This is a genomic window from Bradyrhizobium sp. LeoA1Lang (assembly GCF_055413685.1).
Genome location: NZ_JBVAPG010000020.1, coordinates 1 through 16,123 on the forward strand (window position 1 = coordinate 1; position 16,123 = coordinate 16,123).

At 63.6% G+C, this 16,123-nt stretch carries 13 protein-coding genes; 6 read left to right on the forward strand and 7 right to left on the reverse strand.

The window, feature by feature from the left end; all coding sequences use genetic code 11:
* Nucleotides 1-328 precede the first annotated feature (328 nt).
* Nucleotides 329-1,030, reverse strand: coding sequence for an SDR family NAD(P)-dependent oxidoreductase (locus tag ACZYOF_RS09810; protein WP_463715623.1), 702 nt, complete (start codon nucleotides 1,028-1,030; stop codon nucleotides 329-331).
* Between the two features lie 150 nt (nucleotides 1,031-1,180).
* Here ACZYOF_RS09810 and ACZYOF_RS09815 point away from each other — a divergent pair, with 150 nt between their 5' ends.
* Both ACZYOF_RS09815 and ACZYOF_RS09820 read left to right on the forward strand, forming a co-directional pair.
* A complete protein-coding gene (locus ACZYOF_RS09815; protein WP_463715624.1) occupies nucleotides 1,181-2,962 on the forward strand; it encodes an acyl-CoA dehydrogenase family protein in 1,782 nt (593 codons plus the stop codon).
* Between the two features lie 89 nt (nucleotides 2,963-3,051).
* Nucleotides 3,052-4,140: a Zn-dependent alcohol dehydrogenase gene (locus tag ACZYOF_RS09820; RefSeq protein WP_463715625.1), complete on the forward strand. Its 1,089-nt coding sequence runs from the start codon at nucleotides 3,052-3,054 to the stop codon at nucleotides 4,138-4,140.
* 112 nt (nucleotides 4,141-4,252) lie between these two features.
* Here ACZYOF_RS09820 and ACZYOF_RS09825 read toward each other — a convergent pair whose 3' ends face one another.
* The 6 genes from ACZYOF_RS09825 to ACZYOF_RS09850 form a co-directional block, all read right to left on the reverse strand.
* Nucleotides 4,253-4,606 carry a nuclear transport factor 2 family protein gene (locus ACZYOF_RS09825; protein ID WP_463715626.1) on the reverse strand — a complete coding sequence of 118 codons (354 nt, stop codon included), beginning with the start codon at nucleotides 4,604-4,606 and terminating at the stop codon, nucleotides 4,253-4,255.
* Between the two features lie 141 nt (nucleotides 4,607-4,747).
* A complete protein-coding gene (locus ACZYOF_RS09830; RefSeq protein ID WP_463715627.1) occupies nucleotides 4,748-6,217 on the reverse strand; it encodes an amidase in 1,470 nt (489 codons plus the stop codon).
* Between the two features lie 140 nt (nucleotides 6,218-6,357).
* A complete protein-coding gene (gene mbfA / locus ACZYOF_RS09835) occupies nucleotides 6,358-7,329 on the reverse strand; it encodes an iron exporter MbfA (protein ID WP_463715628.1) in 972 nt (323 codons plus the stop codon).
* A 67-nt stretch (nucleotides 7,330-7,396) separates the two neighbouring features.
* The gene (locus ACZYOF_RS09840; RefSeq protein ID WP_463715629.1) at nucleotides 7,397-8,551 is read right to left on the reverse strand and encodes an alpha/beta fold hydrolase; all 1,155 of its coding nucleotides are present in this window, start codon (nucleotides 8,549-8,551) and stop codon (nucleotides 7,397-7,399) included.
* 131 nt (nucleotides 8,552-8,682) lie between these two features.
* Nucleotides 8,683-10,224 (reverse strand): acyl-CoA synthetase, encoded by a 1,542-nt coding sequence (locus tag ACZYOF_RS09845; RefSeq protein WP_463715630.1) that lies wholly within the window; start codon nucleotides 10,222-10,224, stop codon nucleotides 8,683-8,685.
* A 131-nt stretch (nucleotides 10,225-10,355) separates the two neighbouring features.
* Nucleotides 10,356-11,528, reverse strand: a complete 1,173-nt coding sequence (locus tag ACZYOF_RS09850; RefSeq protein WP_282529503.1) for an acetyl-CoA C-acetyltransferase — start codon at nucleotides 11,526-11,528, stop codon at nucleotides 10,356-10,358.
* A gap of 147 nt (nucleotides 11,529-11,675) precedes the next feature.
* Between ACZYOF_RS09850 and ACZYOF_RS09855 the strand changes: the two genes are divergently transcribed.
* The 4 genes from ACZYOF_RS09855 to ACZYOF_RS09870 all read left to right on the forward strand — a co-directional run bounded on the left by ACZYOF_RS09855 (nucleotide 11,676) and on the right by ACZYOF_RS09870 (nucleotide 16,095).
* Complete coding sequence (locus ACZYOF_RS09855) at nucleotides 11,676-12,341, forward strand: TetR family transcriptional regulator (RefSeq protein WP_463715631.1); 666 nt, start codon at nucleotides 11,676-11,678, stop codon at nucleotides 12,339-12,341.
* Between the two features lie 89 nt (nucleotides 12,342-12,430).
* Nucleotides 12,431-13,189, forward strand: coding sequence for an SDR family NAD(P)-dependent oxidoreductase (locus ACZYOF_RS09860; RefSeq protein ID WP_463715632.1), 759 nt, complete (start codon nucleotides 12,431-12,433; stop codon nucleotides 13,187-13,189).
* 181 nt (nucleotides 13,190-13,370) lie between these two features.
* On the forward strand, nucleotides 13,371-14,177 hold the full coding sequence (locus ACZYOF_RS09865) for an enoyl-CoA hydratase/isomerase family protein (RefSeq protein WP_463715633.1): 807 nt from the start codon (nucleotides 13,371-13,373) through the stop codon (nucleotides 14,175-14,177).
* A gap of 43 nt (nucleotides 14,178-14,220) precedes the next feature.
* Entirely contained in the window at nucleotides 14,221-16,095 is a 1,875-nt protein-coding gene (locus ACZYOF_RS09870; protein ID WP_463715634.1) for an AMP-binding protein, read from the forward strand.
* The last annotated feature ends 28 nt before the right edge of the window (nucleotides 16,096-16,123 follow it).

Here is a 16,123-nt window from a genome sequence, read left to right on the forward strand (position 1 = left end):
GCGCGGATGAATGCCATGCCGGCAACCGCCGCCTGACAAAGATTGGCCGACCGGCGGGCTCGCGCGCCGGCCGACCCGGAAGCTGCAAGAGCAGATGGAGCGATCGATCAATCAACGAGGCGAGACATTCCGTGGGACCCATTGGCCGCCAGCAGGTCGCCAGGTTGTTTGGAGCTCGCCTCGCGCATCCCATCTTGGCCAGCGATCATCCGATCGCATCAAACAGGCCGGACATATGGATGCAGCGATCCGATCACCTCAAAAGCTCTTGTGCCACGGGGGCCGTCCACATATGGGTCCCGGCTCGGGGCCGGGACGACAGCGCGCGCTAGAACTTCTCCACCCAAGGACGCACCTCCATCTCCCAGGTCCAGGCGCTGCGCGGTTGCTGCAGCACGTTCCAGTAACTCAGCGCAATCGCATCGGGATCGAGCATCGAATCCGGACGGTCCTCCGGATCAGGGCGCGTCTTGCTGCGGATGCCGCCGTCGATAACGAAATGCGCGACATGAATGCCCTCTGGCGATAGTTCGCGCGCCATGCTCTGCGCCAGTCCGCGCAGAGCGAACTTGCCCATCGCGAACGACGACGATTGTGCATAGCCTTTGACGCTGGCCGAAGCCCCCGTGAACAGGATCGCGCCATGCTTGTTCGGCAGCATGCGCTTTGCTGCCTGCTGCGCCACCAGGAAGCCGCCGAAGGCCGAGACCGCGATTGCGTTGACGACATCGGGCGGCATGAGGTCGATCAGCGGGCCGCGCGCCCGCGCGCTCGCGTTATAGACCACGAGATCGGGCGTTCCGATCTCGCGCTCGACCAGGCCGAACAGACGTTCAACCTCGTCGGCGTCCGTTGCGTTGCAGGCAAAGGCACGCGCGCCGGTTTCGGTGCAGAGTGCGCCGAGTTTTTCGATTTGCCGTGCGGCCAGCGCCACGCGAATTCCTTCGCGCGAAAATAACCGCGCCAGCGAGGCGCTGAGGCCTTCGCCGACACCGACGATCAGGGCAATCTTGTATTTCGGGGTTTCCATGAGCTTTCCTTGAGCTGCCGGAGAAGATTTTGCTTTGGCAGGAAGCTGCGGCGAAATTGGCTCTCTCGCCGCAACCGTATGGGGCGACATCCCGGCATTCGATGTGCGATAGTCTCATCCAACAGATGAGGAAACGAACCAGAGATTTCAATGCAGCCACTGCAACAACATCCGAACGCCGATATCGCCAACCAGCCGGACCTGCTCGCGCCCGATACCTCGGGCATGAATTTCTACCGGGACGATCCGGCGCTTCAGGACCTGCTGCGACTGCATCTGCCCGACGCGCTGCTTCGTCATATCGAACCGCATCTCGATCGGCTGGGCGCGCTCGCCGGCGGCTACCTCGACGAATGCGCGCGGCTTGCCGACCGCCACGTGCCGGTGTTGCACCAGCGCGACAAGTTCGGCCGCGACGTCCAGTGGATCGAATACCATCCGGCCTATCGCGAATTGGAGAAGGCCGCGTTCGGTGAGTTCGGCATCCATGCGATGTCGATCCGCAAGGGCATTTTGGGCTGGCCGGACAAATATCCTGTGGTGGCAAAACACGCCTTCACCTTCCTGTTCAACCAGACCGAATTCGGCATGGGTTGCCCGATCAACGTCACCGACGGCTGCGCGAAGCTGCTGGCGAATTTCGGCAGCGAGGCGCTGAAGGCAAAATACTTGGACGGCCTGACCCAGACCGACATGAGCAAGCTGACGCAAGGCGGTCAGTTCATGACCGAGAAGGAAGGCGGCTCCGACGTCGGCACGCTGACCACGACTGCGGTGCAGGAAGGCGATCACTGGCGCCTCTATGGCGAGAAATGGTTCTGCTCGAATGCGGACGCCAAGGTCGTGATGCTGCTGGCGCGGCCGGAAGGCGCCGGCCCCGGCACGCGCGGCGTCGGCCTGTTCCTGATGCCACGCTTCCTCGATGACGGCTCGCAGAACCGCTACCGGATCGTGCGGCTGAAGGACAAGCTCGGCACACGCTCGATGGCCTCGGGCGAGATCAAGCTCGAGGGCGCGATCGCATATGCGGTCGGCAAGCTCGACCGCGGCTTCGTGCAGATGGCCGAGATGGTCAACTCGTCCAGGCTCTCCAACGGCGTCAAGTCGACCGCGCTGATGCGCCGTGCGTATCATGATGCGATGACAGTGGCGAAGGGCCGCGTCGTGTTCGGCAGCCGCATCATCGACCTGCCGCTGGCGCGGCGGCAATTGATGAAGATCATGCTCGCGACCGAGCAGGCGCTGTCGATGAGCTTCTTAACGGCGGATGCGCTTGACCGTGCCGAAGCGGGCAGTCAGGACGCGGCGGCGCTGCTGCGCATCCTGACGCCGACCTTGAAATTCCGTGCCACCCGCGATGCGCGAAAGGTCTGCGGCGATGCGATGGAGATGCGCGGCGGCATCGGTTACATCGAGGAATTCGTCACCGCGCGGCTGCTGCGCGACGCGTATCTCGGCTCGATCTGGGAAGGCACCGGCAACATCGTCGCGATCGACGCGTTGAAGCGCGCGGTTGGCCGGCATGGCGCCGATGCGGCGCTTGCCGCGGACCTGCACGCGCGGCTCGACGACAGCGCCAATGTGCCGCAGGCCTGGCGCAGCCGCCTGCATGAACTCACCGATCGCTCCATCGGCTTTGCGCGCGAAGTCGCCGGCCGCATGGACAACGAAGCGGAAGCACGGCGCGCCACCAGCCTGCTCTACCACGTCGCAAGCGCGGTGACGCTCGCCTGGGAAGGCGGGCGCATCGATGAGATGCGGGGCGATGCACGGCGGCTATTGCTGTCGCGCCTGGTGATCGACCATCGCGTTGCCGCCCATGATCCGTTCCGGCTGACGGAAAATACCGTATCGCGCGCCATCACCGATCACCTGCTCGGCGACCGCGCCGTCGGCATGGCCGAGGTTGGCGAATTGCTTGCCGCAGCGTAGGCTGCCGCTTCCACCTCTCCCTTCGGGAGAGGTGGAGAGAGCGTCGCGACAAGATAGACGCAACGATAAACAACAGAGGGGAAACACCGATGAAGGCCGCCGTCCTGTACGAAGTCAACAAGCCGCTCGTGATCGAGGACGTCAGCCTGCCTAATCCCGGACCGCGCGAAGTGCTGATCCGCACTTCCGTCGCCGGCCTCTGTCATTCCGATCTGCACTTCATGGAGGGACTCTACCCGCATCCGCTGCCCGCCGTGCTCGGCCATGAATCCGCGGGTGTGGTGGAGAAGGTCGGCTCCGACGTGAATTATGTGAAGCCCGGCGATCACGTCGTGACCTGCCTCTCGGTGTTCTGCGGCACCTGCGACAACTGCACCACCGGACGTACGGTGCTTTGCACTGACACCACCGTGAAGATGCTGCCAGGCGCTTCCAACCGGCTGCAGTGGAACAGGCCGGAGAAATTGAACCAGTTCCTCAATCTCTCGTCCTTTGCCGAGCAGATGCTGGTGCATGAGAATGCGATCGTGAAGATCCGCAAGGACATGCCGCTGGAGCTCGCGGCCTTGATCGGCTGCGGCGTCATCACCGGCTATGGCGCTGTCGTGAACACCGCCAGGGTGCAGGCCGGCGAGACGGTGGCGGTGATCGGTTGCGGCGGCGTCGGCGTGGCCGCGATCAACGGCGCCGAGATCGCGGGTGCTGGCCGCATCATCGCGATCGACACCAATCCGGCGAAATTGCAGCTCGCGACCAAGCTCGGCGCCACCGACATTATCGACCCCAGGAATGGCGACGTGGTGCAGCAGGTGCGTGAGCTCACCGGCGGCGGCGTGCATCATTCCTTCGAGGTGCTGGGCCGCAAGGAAACTGCGGAGCAGGCCTTCGGCATGCTCGCACCCGGCGGCACCGCGACCATCGTCGGCATGATCCCGTTCGGCCAGAAGATCGAGCTGCACGGCTTCGATTTTCTTAGGGAGCGCCGGATCCAGGGATCGTCGATGGGCTCCAACCATTTCCGCGTCGACATGCCGCGGCTGGTTGAGTTCTACATGCGCGGCAAATTGCACCTGGAGGACTGGATCTCGGCCAAGCTGAAACTGTCCGAGATCAACGAAGGCTTCGCCAACATGAAAGCCGGCAAGACGCTCCGCAGCGTGATCATGTTTGATAGCTGAGGCACTCTCTTTCCGTCATGCCCGGGCTTGACTCGGGCATCCATCCATCTTCGCAAAGACGTCCTTGTTAGCGATGGATTGCCGGGTCAAGCCCGGCAATGACGGCTACGCGTCACCGCGTCACATGCGCCGATACCGCGAGCCATTTCCCGTTCTGCTTCGCCCAGCAATCAGTGTATCGCCCCTGCGCCTGCTGCCCGTCCGGCGCGGTGTAGCTGGTCGCCCCATGGATGATGGCGAAGTCGCCCATGATGCGGATCTTTACATCATGCGCCTGCAGGTTCCTGATCGCCACCGGCCTCGCGGTCTGCTCAAGGAAGCCGACGCGGTCGACCAGCGATTTGTCGGGATTTGTGCAATAGAACTCCGGCGCCAGGATCTCATCGAAGCGCCTGACGTCGCAATTCTGCACCGAGGCGACATAGTCGCGATTGAGCGCGGTGAGTTCGTCGATGTCGTTGGTCATTTGTATTCCTCCTTGTTCCCGTCATTGCGAGAAGCGAAGCGACGAAGCAATCCATGCCTCCGCGAACGTGGATGGGTGGATTGCTTCGCGGAGCCTGTCATCGGGCGGCGCTTCGCGCCGACCCGGTGGCTCGTGATGACGTCAGTCATCAAACATCTTTGGCGGCACGAAGCCGCCGAATTCGCGCTCGATCAGTTCAGCCAGTTTCAGCGGCGTGCGATCCTCGAGCCAGGGCCCAACGATCTGTACGCCGATCGGCAATCCATCCGGCGCGAAGCCGGTCGGTATCGCTGTTGACGGAAGCCCGGGCAGCGTCGCGATTCCGGGCCAGGCGAGCTGGTCTGGATAGACGTGTTCCTTGCCGTCGATCATGATGCGGCGTTTCTCCTGCTCGGGCGAATGGTCGTGCGGATAGGCCGGCGTCGGCATGATAGGGCAGATCACGGCATCGAATGTCTTGAAAAATTCGCGCCATTGTGCGCGGAGCCGGGTGCGGCCGCCGTCGGCCATTACCCAGTCGCGATGACTGAGCGCGATGCCGCGCAGCCGTTCGGCGGCAAGGCTGGTATCGCTCTCCGGTAGCGCCGCGGCGGCCTGCTTGGCCCCCTCATAGACGTCGGGCGCGAAGGAAGCGGCGAGGAACGACATCAGTATCCGCATATAGAGCCGGGTCGATGCGGCGAAGTCCGGCAACAGCTTGCTCTGGCGCTCGACCTTGACGCCTGCCTTGGCGAGGTTGGCGGCGAGTCTTTCGATCGAGCCGCGTACCACCGAATCCGTCGGCATCACCGGATCTGTGTCGATCAGCAGCACGCGGAAGTCTTTCAGCGCGGCATGTCGCGGCGCCGGCAGTTCGAGCCGGTAGGCGTTGGCGTCGAGCGGATCGGGGCCAGCGATCGCATCGAGCAGCAGCGTCAGATCGGCTGCGCTGCGCGCCATCGGCCCGATCACCGAGAGATCGCGGTTGAACGGCAGCGGTGGCAAGGGAGGCGGCGCGTGACCGCGCGACGGCGCCAGCGCGTAGCTCGGCTTGTGCGCATAGACGCCGCAATGAAATGCCGGCACCCGCAATGAGCCGCCGATGTCGGAGCCGAGCGAGAGCGGCCCGTAACCTGCGGCGAGCGCGGCCGATGATCCGCCGGACGAGCCGCCCGGTGTGCGGCCGAGATCGTAGGGGTTGTTGGTGGTGCCGTAGATGTCGTTGTAGCTCTGCCAGTCGCCGAGGACGAGCGGCACATTGGTCTTGCCGAGGATGACCGCGCCGGCATCCTTGACCCGCGCGACCGAGAGTGCGTCCTCGGTCGGCGTGAAATTCTTCTGTTCGGGAATGCCCCAGGTCGTCGGCAGCCCGGCGACGTTGTAGGATTCCTTCGCCGTGATGGGGATACCGAGCAGCGGCTTTTGTTCGCCGCGGGCAAGTGCGGCATCGGCGGCGCGCGCCGCCGCCGACGCGCGATCGAAATCGCGCACGCAGACCGCATTGATTTTCGCATCGTGACGCTCGATCCGGCCGATCGCATCTTGCGTCAGTTCGACCGCGGATACTTGCTTTGCGGCAAGCGCCGCCGATATCTCGATCGCAGTCTTGAAGCTCCATTGCGATTTGGCCAAGGCGAACTCCTGATGTGATGGCGGTGCTGCAACAATGATGGTCACTTTGCATGACCGCCGCAAGCGTGAGACGTCACGGCGTGATGCGCCGACGATCATCGCCGATCTGACGGTACCAGTGCTTGACAGGGATTGCTGAGCTACGCGGCGCCGATCAGAATCCCGACACCGAGAACGATGGCGCCGCCGAGCACGATCTGGAACACCGCCTGCAGGAACGGCGTGTCCATGTAGCGCGAGCGGATGAAGGCGATCGCCCACAATTCGAAGAACACGATGATGCTGGCGATAGCGGTCGCAATCCAGAACGCGTTCGGCCAGGTATCGGGAACGAGATAGGGTAGGGTGTGGCCGAGGCCGCCGAGCGTCGTCATCAATCCGCAGGTGAGGCCGCGCAGCCACGGCGAGCCGCGCCCGGTCAGCGAACCATCGTCGGACAGCGCCTCGGCAAATCCCATGCTGATCCCGGCACCGATCGAGGCGGCGAGGCCGACCAGGAAAGTCTGCCAGTTCTGGTGGGTGGCAAAGGCGGCGGCGAACAGCGGCGCCAATGTCGAGACCGAACCGTCCATCAGTCCGGCGAGTCCGGGCTGCACATATTGCAAGACGAACATGCGCCGCCGGGTCCGGTCCTCCTCGGCGCGCACGTCGGGCTTCAGGATATCGTCGGTCAGCCGGACGGCCAGGTTCTCGTGGTGTCGCTCTTCCTCGGCGAGATCGCCGAGCAGGCGGCGCACGCCGACATCCTGGGCCTGTTCGGCGGCCTTGGCATAGAAGCGCTCGGCCTCCAGCTCCATGGTCCCGACTTCCTTGCGGATGGTGTCGAGCGGCAGGTTCTTGGTCAGCCAGACCGGGCGGCGGCGCAGAAAGCCCCTTACGTCCTCGCGGCGGATTGGCGGCAGATGCGGGCCGAACCGCTCCTCGTAGAGCTCAAGCAGCCGATGCCGGTGGCCGCGTTCCTCCTCGGCCATCTGCTCGAAGATCTTTGCAGTATCTGGATAACGTTCGGCGAGGTCCTCTGCGAAGGTCATGTAGATGCGGCTGTCCTCCTCCTCGGAGGCGATCGCAACCGCCAGCACTTCGCGCTCGGTCAGATCGGCAAAGTTCTTCACGGAGCCGCCTTCTCATCTAGTTTAGAATTATTCTAAACTACTTAGGAGGCCTTGGCTACCGCGTCAATCACCTTCCGCCGCGCGCGTCGCGCAGGAATGCGAGCAGGAGCCGGCTGACCTCCGGCGGCTGCTCCTGCTGCACCCAATGGCCGGCGCCATCGACCAGATGGCAGCCGATCATGTTGTTGCAGGCCTTCGATTGCATCGTCTCGAACACGCCAGGCCGCTGGTAGGTGCCCCAGTCCTGCCTGCCGGAGATGAAGCAGGAGGGCACGTCGATGGCGCGGCCCGACCATGTCTGCAACTCCGGGACGAACGCGCCGGAGGTGCCGCAGCGATACCATTGCAGGCCACCCTGGAAGCCGTTGCGTTCGTACTCGGCGCTGTAGAAGGCAAGCTCGTGATCCGGCAGCCACTTGTTGGCGGCGATGTCGGCGGCCGACGGCATCTCTTTCGCCACCGTGACGGCCATGCCCTCGGCGAGATCCATGATGTAATAGGTCGGCAGCTTTGCCAGTTCGCCCGCGGACCAGGACTGCAGCGGGTAGGGCTTGTTGTCTTTCCAGTCCGCGCTCTTGTGGTGGTAATAGGCGCGCAGGAAATCATGCACGCCCTGCGGTGCGCGGTACATGTCGGTATTGGCCTCGCGCGTCGAGTAGTACCATTGGTAGTGCTTGCGCGGTCGCGGCAATGCCGCGAGCTCGCGATGCACCGGGTCCTCCGTCGCAGGTTTCGCCGGCGCATCCGCGGTGTCGAACGGCAGCGATGGCGGGCCGCCGAACGGCGCGCTCATCATTGTCACCGCCCGGAACACATCCGGCCGGATCAGCGCGCACCACGCCGCGACGGACGAGCCGAAATCGTGCCCGATCACGGCATCGACGTGTTTGTAGCCGAACGCCGACACCAGCCCCAACGCATCGCGCACCAGATTGGGGAGACGAAACGACGCGAGGTCGCCGTCATAGTCGCCATCCCAGCCCGTGGTGCGACCATAGCCGCGCTGGTCCGGCGCGATCACGTGATAGCCGGCCTCGGCCAGCACAGGCATCACCTTGCGCCAGGAAAAGGCGAGCTCGGGAAAGCCGTGCAGCAGCAGGAGGCAAGGCCGACCTTTGGTCTCGAAACCGGCCTCGAGCACATGCATGCGCAGGCCGTTGATATCGTCGACATAGCGGGAGCGTATGCCTAAGGGGAGCGGAATGTCGGGGAGGTCGGTCATGGCGTTTCCATCCACGTCTTATTGTGCGCGCGACTGTAAAGACGTGGACGCCCGGGACAAGTCCGCTCGTGGGCTGCCGTAGGGTGGGCAAAGCGAAAGGTGGGCACGATGCGCTTTGCCCACCCTACGGCTTATGCCCTCGCCGGCGCCGGCCAATAGCGGTCGCGGAGATGGCGCTTCACCAGCTTGCCGGTCGGCGTGCGCGGCAGCTCGGCTTCGAAATCGATCGAGCGCGGGCATTTGATCGCAGACAGCCGCGACTTGCAGAACTGGATCAGTTCGGCCTCGAGTTCCTTGCTGGCCGCAGCCATGTCGTGCGGCTGCACCACGGCCTTGACCTCTTCGCCCATCTCCTCGTTCGGGACGCCGAACACCGCGACGTCGGAAACAGCAGGATGCGTGATCAGCACATCCTCGGTCTCCTGCGGATAGATGTTCACGCCGCCGGAGATGATCATGTAGCTCTTGCGGTCGGTGAGATAGAGGAAGCCTTCCTTGTCGAGATAGCCGACATCGCCGAGCGTCGACCAGCCCTTGGCGTTATAGGCGCGCTTCGTCTTCTCGGGATCGTTGTGATAGGTGAACGCGGGCGCGTCGGCGAAATAGACCGTGCCGATCTCGCCAACCGGCAGCTCCTCGTCGTCCTCGTCGAGGATCTTCACCTTGCCGACGACAGCGCGGCCGACCGTGCCGCGGTGCTCCAGCCATTGCTGCGAGGTCGACACTGTGACGCCATTGCCCTCGGAGCCCGCGTAATACTCGATCAGGATCGGCCCCCACCACTCGATCATCTGGGCTTTGACATCGACCGGGCAAGGCGCGGCGGCATGGATCGCACCCTTCAGCGAGGAGACGGCGTAGCGCGTGCGCACCTCATCCGCCAGTTTCAGCATGCGCACGAACATGGTCGGCACGAGCTGCGACTGCGTCACCTTGTGCTTCTCGACCAGCTTGAGGAATTCCTCCGCGTCGAACGACTCCATGATGATCGAGGTGCCGCCGAGCACGATCGCCATCATGTTGAAGCGCAGGGGAGCGGCGTGATAGAGCGGCGCCGGCGACAGATAGATGGTGTCCGCGTTCATGCCGCACATGTCGGCGCACAGCACCCGCAGGAACGGGTTCGGGACGTTGATCGGGTTACCCTCGAACTGCTTCTTGATGCCCTTGGGCCGGCCGGTGGTGCCGGAAGAATAGAGCATGTCGTAGCCGGCGACCTCGTCCGCAATCGGCGTGGTCGGCTGCACGACCGCTTCCTTGTCGAAGGAGCGAAAACCCGGCTGCAGCTCGTCGAGCATGAACCACAACGGTTCGCCCGGCTCGCCGTTGATGAGGCCCTTCACCTGCTCGGCACATTTCGGCGAGGTGATGAAGAGCTTGGCGCCGCAGTCCTTGATGATATAGGCGATCTCGTCCTGCTTCAGGTAACGGCTGATCGCGGTGTAATAGAGTCCCGCGCGCTGCGCCGCCCAGCAGATTTCCATGAAGGCGAGCCGGTTCTCCATCAGGAAAGCGATGTGGTCGCCGGCCTTCAGTCCGAGCGAACGGAACAGATGCGCGCCCTGGTTGGAGAGTTCGTCGAGCTCGCGATAGCTGATCGCCTTGCCGGTTCCGGCCATCTGGTAGGCGATCTTGTCCGGATGCGTGCGGGCGTGGACGGTGGGGTGGGTCACGAACGTTTCCTCAAGACGCGAAAGGGCGAATAGCGAATAGGGAGTGGCGAATAGAGGAAGGTCAGTTTGTCCCTATTCGCCACTCGCTACTCGCTATTCGCCCCTTGCTGACTGGCTGTTAGTTTTGTTTGTTAGAGTCGTTCCACAATCGTCACATTCGCCATGCCGCCGCCTTCGCACATGGTCTGCAGGCCGTAGCGCTTGTTGCGCTGCTTGAGCGCGTTGATGAGCGTGGTCATCAATTTGGTGCCGGAGCCGCCGAGCGGATGGCCGAGCGCGATCGCGCCGCCGTTGACGTTGAGACGGGCGGGATCGGCGCCGGTGGTCTTCAGCCACGCTGTCGGCACCGAGGCGAAGGCTTCGTTGACCTCAAACAGGTCGATGTCGTCGATTGTCATGCCGGCTTTCTTCAGCGCGCGTTCGGTGGCGGGCAGCGGCGCCTCAAGCATGATCACGGGATCATGGCCCAGCATGCTCATGTGGTGGATGCGCGCCATTGGCTTGACGCCGAGCTGCTTCAGCCCCTTCTCGTTGACGACGAGCACGCCGGAGGCGCCGTCGCAGATCTGGCTCGAGCTCGCCGCGGTCAGCTTGCCGTTCTCGGCGATCAGCTTGACGCCCTTGATGCCCTCGCGGCTGGCGTCGAAGCGGATGCCTTCGTCGATGTGGTGGGTGTCCGTGGTGCCGTCGGCGCGGGTGATCTGCACCGGCACGATCTCGTCCTTGAAGTGGCCGGCTTGCGTGGCCGCAATCGCGCGCTGGTGGCTGCCGTAGGCATATTCATCGAGCTGGTCTTTGGAGAGGCCGTATTTCTCCGCCATCATCTCCGCGCCGGTGAACTGGCTGAACATGATGTTGGGATAGCGCTTCTCGATGTTTGGGCTCTTGTAGTAGCCAAAACCGTTCTTCTGCGGCAGCGACGAGGCAAGGCCCATCGGCACCCGCGTCATCGATTCCACCCCGGCGGCGATCACGATGTCCATCGAGCCGGACATCACGGCCTGCGCGGCGAAGTGCAGCGCCTGCTGCGAGGAACCGCACTGCCGGTCGATCGAGGTGCCGGGCACGCTTTCCGGCAGCTTCGAGGCCATCACCGCGTTGCGCGCGATGTTGTTGGATTGCTCGCCGGCCTGCATCACGCAGCCCATGATCACGTCCTCGACCAAAGCGGGATCGACGCCGGAACGATCGACCAGCGCGTCCAGCACGGTCGCGGCCAGGTCGGCCGGATGCCAGCCGGCAAGACGTCCCCCCTTGCGGCCGCCGGCGGTGCGAGCGGCGGCGACGATATAGGCCTCGGCCATGTCTTAGTCTCCCTGAGTGTTCTGGATGGGCGTTTCAAAGATGGCGGGATTAAAAGGGCCGTCACGGATTTAGTCAATCAATCAATTAACTCTTGAGATGCGGCGCGGCATCGGGTTATCTGCCCGGCGGATGTTCCGGCAGGGAAGATGGCAGCACAGCTAAATACCAGTATACCAACGCGCCTTCCGGCCGGCAGAAACGCCACGGCGGACAAGCTATTGGTCGCCGCGAGCGAATTGATGATCGAGCGCGCCTCGATCGAGGTGTCGCTGTCCGACATTGCCCAGAAGTCCGGCGTCAACGCCGCGCTGGTGAAATATCATTTCGGCAACAAGGACGGGCTATTGCTGGCGCTGCTCGCACGCGATGCCGCAACCGAGATGTCGCAGCTCGAATATTTGCTGGCGCAGCCGATCTCGCCGACCGCGAAGCTGCGCCTGCACATCGGCGGCATCATCCGCGCCTATCACCAGTTCCCCTATATGAACCGGCTGATCCATTATCTCCTGCACGAGAGCAGTCCTGAGGCCGCCGACGAAGTGTCGAAGTTCTTCGTCGCGCCGCTGCTGGATTTCCATCGCCGCCTGCTCAATGAGGGTGTGCAAGCCGGTAAGTTCCGCGAGGTCGATCCCGTGCTGTTCTACACCAGCCTGATCGGCGCCTGCGATCACCTGTTCTTCGGCCGTCACGCGATGTCGCGCGCGACCGGCGTCGGTCCGGTCACCGACGAGGTCTGCCGCGAATACATCAAGCATATGGAAGCGCTGATCTTCGGCGGAATGTTGGCGAAGGAAGAGGCGAATAGTGAGTAGCGAATGGCGAATGGACGAAAGCGCACTATTCGCTACTCGCCATTCGCTATTCGCGATCTAAGAAACTAACACCCAAGGAGAGTTCTACCATGCAGTTGAAAGACGTTGCTGTTCTCATCACCGGCGGTGGCTCTGGCCTCGGGGCCGCCACCGCGCGCGCCATGGCCGCCAAAGGCGCCAAGATCGGTGTGCTCGACCAGAACAAGGAGAACGCCGAGAAGGTCGCGGCGGAAGTGAAGGGCGTCGCGCTTCATGCCGACGTGACCAGCGAGGAGCAGGTGAAGGCCGCGATCGCCAAGGCGGAAGCCGCGCATGGCACTGCGCGCGTGCTGATGAACTGCGCCGGCATCGGCGGTTCGCAGCGCATCGTCGGCAAGGACGGCGTCTATCCGCTGGAAAAGTTCACCCGCATCATCAATGTCAACCTGATCGGTACCTTCAATGTGCTGCGCCTGTTCGCGGAGCGGCTTGCGACCGCCCAGCCGATCGGCGAGGAGCGCGGCGTCGTCGTCAACACGGCGTCGGTGGCGGCCTATGAAGGCCAGATCGGCCAGATCGCGTATTCCGCCTCGAAGGGCGGCATTGTCGGCCTGACCCTGCCGGCGGCGCGCGATCTCGCCAGCCTGAAGATCCGCGTCAACACGATCGCGCCCGGCATCTTCTTCACGCCCCTCCTGATGGGTCTGAACGAGGAAGCCCGCAAGAGCCTCGGCGATCAGGTGCCGCATCCGGCCCGCCTCGGCGAGCCCGATGAATACGGTGCGCTGGCCGTGCATATCGTCGAGAACGCGATGCTCAACGGCGAAACCATCCGCCTCGACGGCGCCATCCGCATGGCTCCACGGTAGGCTTCCCTTCTCCCCTTGTGGGAGAAGGTGGCGCGGATGAAATCCGCGACGGATGAGGGGTTCTCTCCGGCTGGCAACCCCTCACCGTATCGAATGCACCGCTAATGCCGGTGCAGCCCTCTCCCACAAGGGGAGAGGGCGCAGTAACTGGCATCGCGTTCGGGTGAGGCAGGAGTTAAGCGTGACGCAACCGCTTCTGATCGAACATCACGACGGCGTCGATTGGGTGACGCTCAATCGCCCCGAGAGCCTGAACGCGCTCGATCCCTCGCTCATCGATGCGCTGAATGTCTACTTCCAAAGCCTGCAGCGCAACCGCGACACCCGTGTCGTGGTGCTGAAGGGCGCCGGCCAGAACTTCTGCGCCGGCCTTGACCTCAAGCACGCGATGCAGCGTCGCGCCGGGCAGCAGGAGCCGCCTGGAGTCACCGAGTCCCTGGACTCGCAGCGGCGCATCGCTGATATCGTGATGCTGATGCGGCGCTGCCCGCAGCCGATCATCGCGCTGATCCAGGGCGCGGCCGCCGGTGGCGGCTTTGCGCTGGCGCTCGCTTCCGATATCCGGATTGCGGCCAAATCGGCGCGGATGAATTGCGCCTTCATCAAGCTCGGCCTCGGTGGCTGCGACATCGGCACCAGCTATTTCCTGCCGCGCCTGGTTGGCGTTTCCGTTGCGTCTGAACTGATCCTGACCGGCCGCTTCATTGGCGCGGAGCGCGCGCTCGCGGTCGGTCTCGTGTCGGAGGTGGTCGAAGAGGGCGAGCTTGATGCGGCGGCCGAGCCTTATGTCGAGGCGATGCTGACGGCGTCGCCAGTGGGTCTCCGCCTCTCGAAGGAATGCCTCAACATGAGCGTCGATGCGCCTTCGCTGGAATCGGTGATCGCGATGGAGGACCGCAACCAGGTCGTGTGCAGCCGTTCGGAAGATTTTGCAGAAGGTATCAGGGCCTTTCTCGAAAAACGAAGGCCTGTGTATATCAGGCGATAGCGACAAAGATCCGCAAAGGACAAGAAATTCCGGGAGACGCAAAATGGATGGGAATGCAGCCGCGGTGCTTGAAAAGCCGGGCTTTCGCAAGATCGAATGGCTGCCGCGCGACATCGCGATCGAGCGGCGAGACGACGGCGCGATCGTCCTGAAGTCGCGCATTCCGCTCGGCCCTTATGAGACACATATTCCTGCGTCGCTCGCGAAATGGGCGAAGCAGGCGCCGGATCGCACCTGGCTCGCCCAGCGCACCGGCCCGGAGCGGCAATGGCGCAACCTGTCCTACGCCGACGCCAAGCGCACGGTGGATGCGCTCACGCAAGGCTTGCTCAATCTGAAGCTCGATCCCGGCCGTCCGATCACGATTCTATCAGGGAATTCGATTGAGCACGCGCTGATGACGCAGGCGGCGATGCAGGCGCGGCTGCCGGCGGCGCCGGTATCGCCGGCCTATTCGCTGATGAGCCAGGATCATCTCAAGCTCAAATATCTGTTCGACCTGGTCAAGCCGGCCGTGATCATGGTGCAGGACGGGCCGACCTTCGAAAAGGCGCTGCGCGCGCTTGATCTTGATGGCGTCACCGTCGTCCACGTCGCGCGCCCTTGCGACGGCATCAAGAGCGTCAGCTTCGCGGAGCTTGCGGCAACGCCCGTCACTGATGATGTCGAAACCTCGATCGCGCAGATCACGCCGCAAACGGTCGGCAAGCTATTGTTCACCTCGGGCTCGACCGGCATGCCGAAGGCCGTCATCAACACCCAGGAGATGATGTGCGCCAATGCCGCGATGATGATGCAGGTGCGGCCGCGCGATTCCAATAGTCCGCTGGCGACCTATCTCGACTGGATGCCCTGGAATCACACCATGGGCGGCAACGCGCTGTTCAACCCGGTGCTGATCGACGGCGGCACGCTCTATATCGACGACGGCCGGCCGATGCCGGGCCAGTTCGACGAGACGATCCGTAACCTGCGCGAGATCTCGCCGACCTACTACGCCAACGTCCCCGCCGGCTATGCCGCGCTGGCGGCCGCGATGGAAAGGGACGATGTGCTGTGCCGCAGCTTCTTCCGGAATCTCTCCGTGATGGCCTATGGCGGCGCGCGGCTGCCGGACGATCTCTACGACCGCATGCAGGCGCTGGCGGTGCGCTCCACCGGTGAGCGCATCGTGTTCTATACCGGATGGGGATCGACTGAGACCGCGCCGACTTCGACTGGCACCTATTGGGACACCGAGCGCGTCGGCCTGATCGGACTGCCGTTTCCTGGCGTCGAGCTGAAGATGGTGCCGTGCGGCGCGAAGTATGAATTGCGCCTGCGCGGCGTCAACGTCACGCCCGGCTATTTCGGCCAGCCCGAGCTCACCAAATCGGTGTTCGACGAGGAGGGCTTCTACTGCATCGGCGACGCCGGCGTGTTCGTCGACCCCAATGATCCCGTGCAGGGCATCATCTTCGCCGGCCGCGTGGTCGAGGATTTCAAGCTCACGACCGGCACCTTCGTGCATGTCGGCTCGCTCCGCACCGATGCGATCGCCGCCGCAACGCCGGTGGCGCACGACGCGCTGGTGGCCGGCCAGGATCGCCCCTTTATCGGCCTGCTCGGCTGGCCCAATCTTCATGCCTGCCGGCAGATCATGGGCGATCCCAACGCAACCTTCGACGATGCGGTGAAGCATCCGGAGGTGATCGACTGTTTCAGGCGCGGACTGGAGGCGCACAATGCTTCCGTCGCCGGCGCCAGCAGCCGGCGCATCTCGCGCGCGATGCTGATGGTCGAGCCGCCCTCGATCGACGGCAACGAACTCACCGACAAGGGCTACATCAACCAGCGCGCCGGCCTCGAGCGCCGCGCGGCGCTGGTGGAGCGGCTCTATGCTAATCAACCATGCGAAGACGTGATCGTGCTGCAATGAAGATCACCTCTCTCCCCTCGTCATTCCG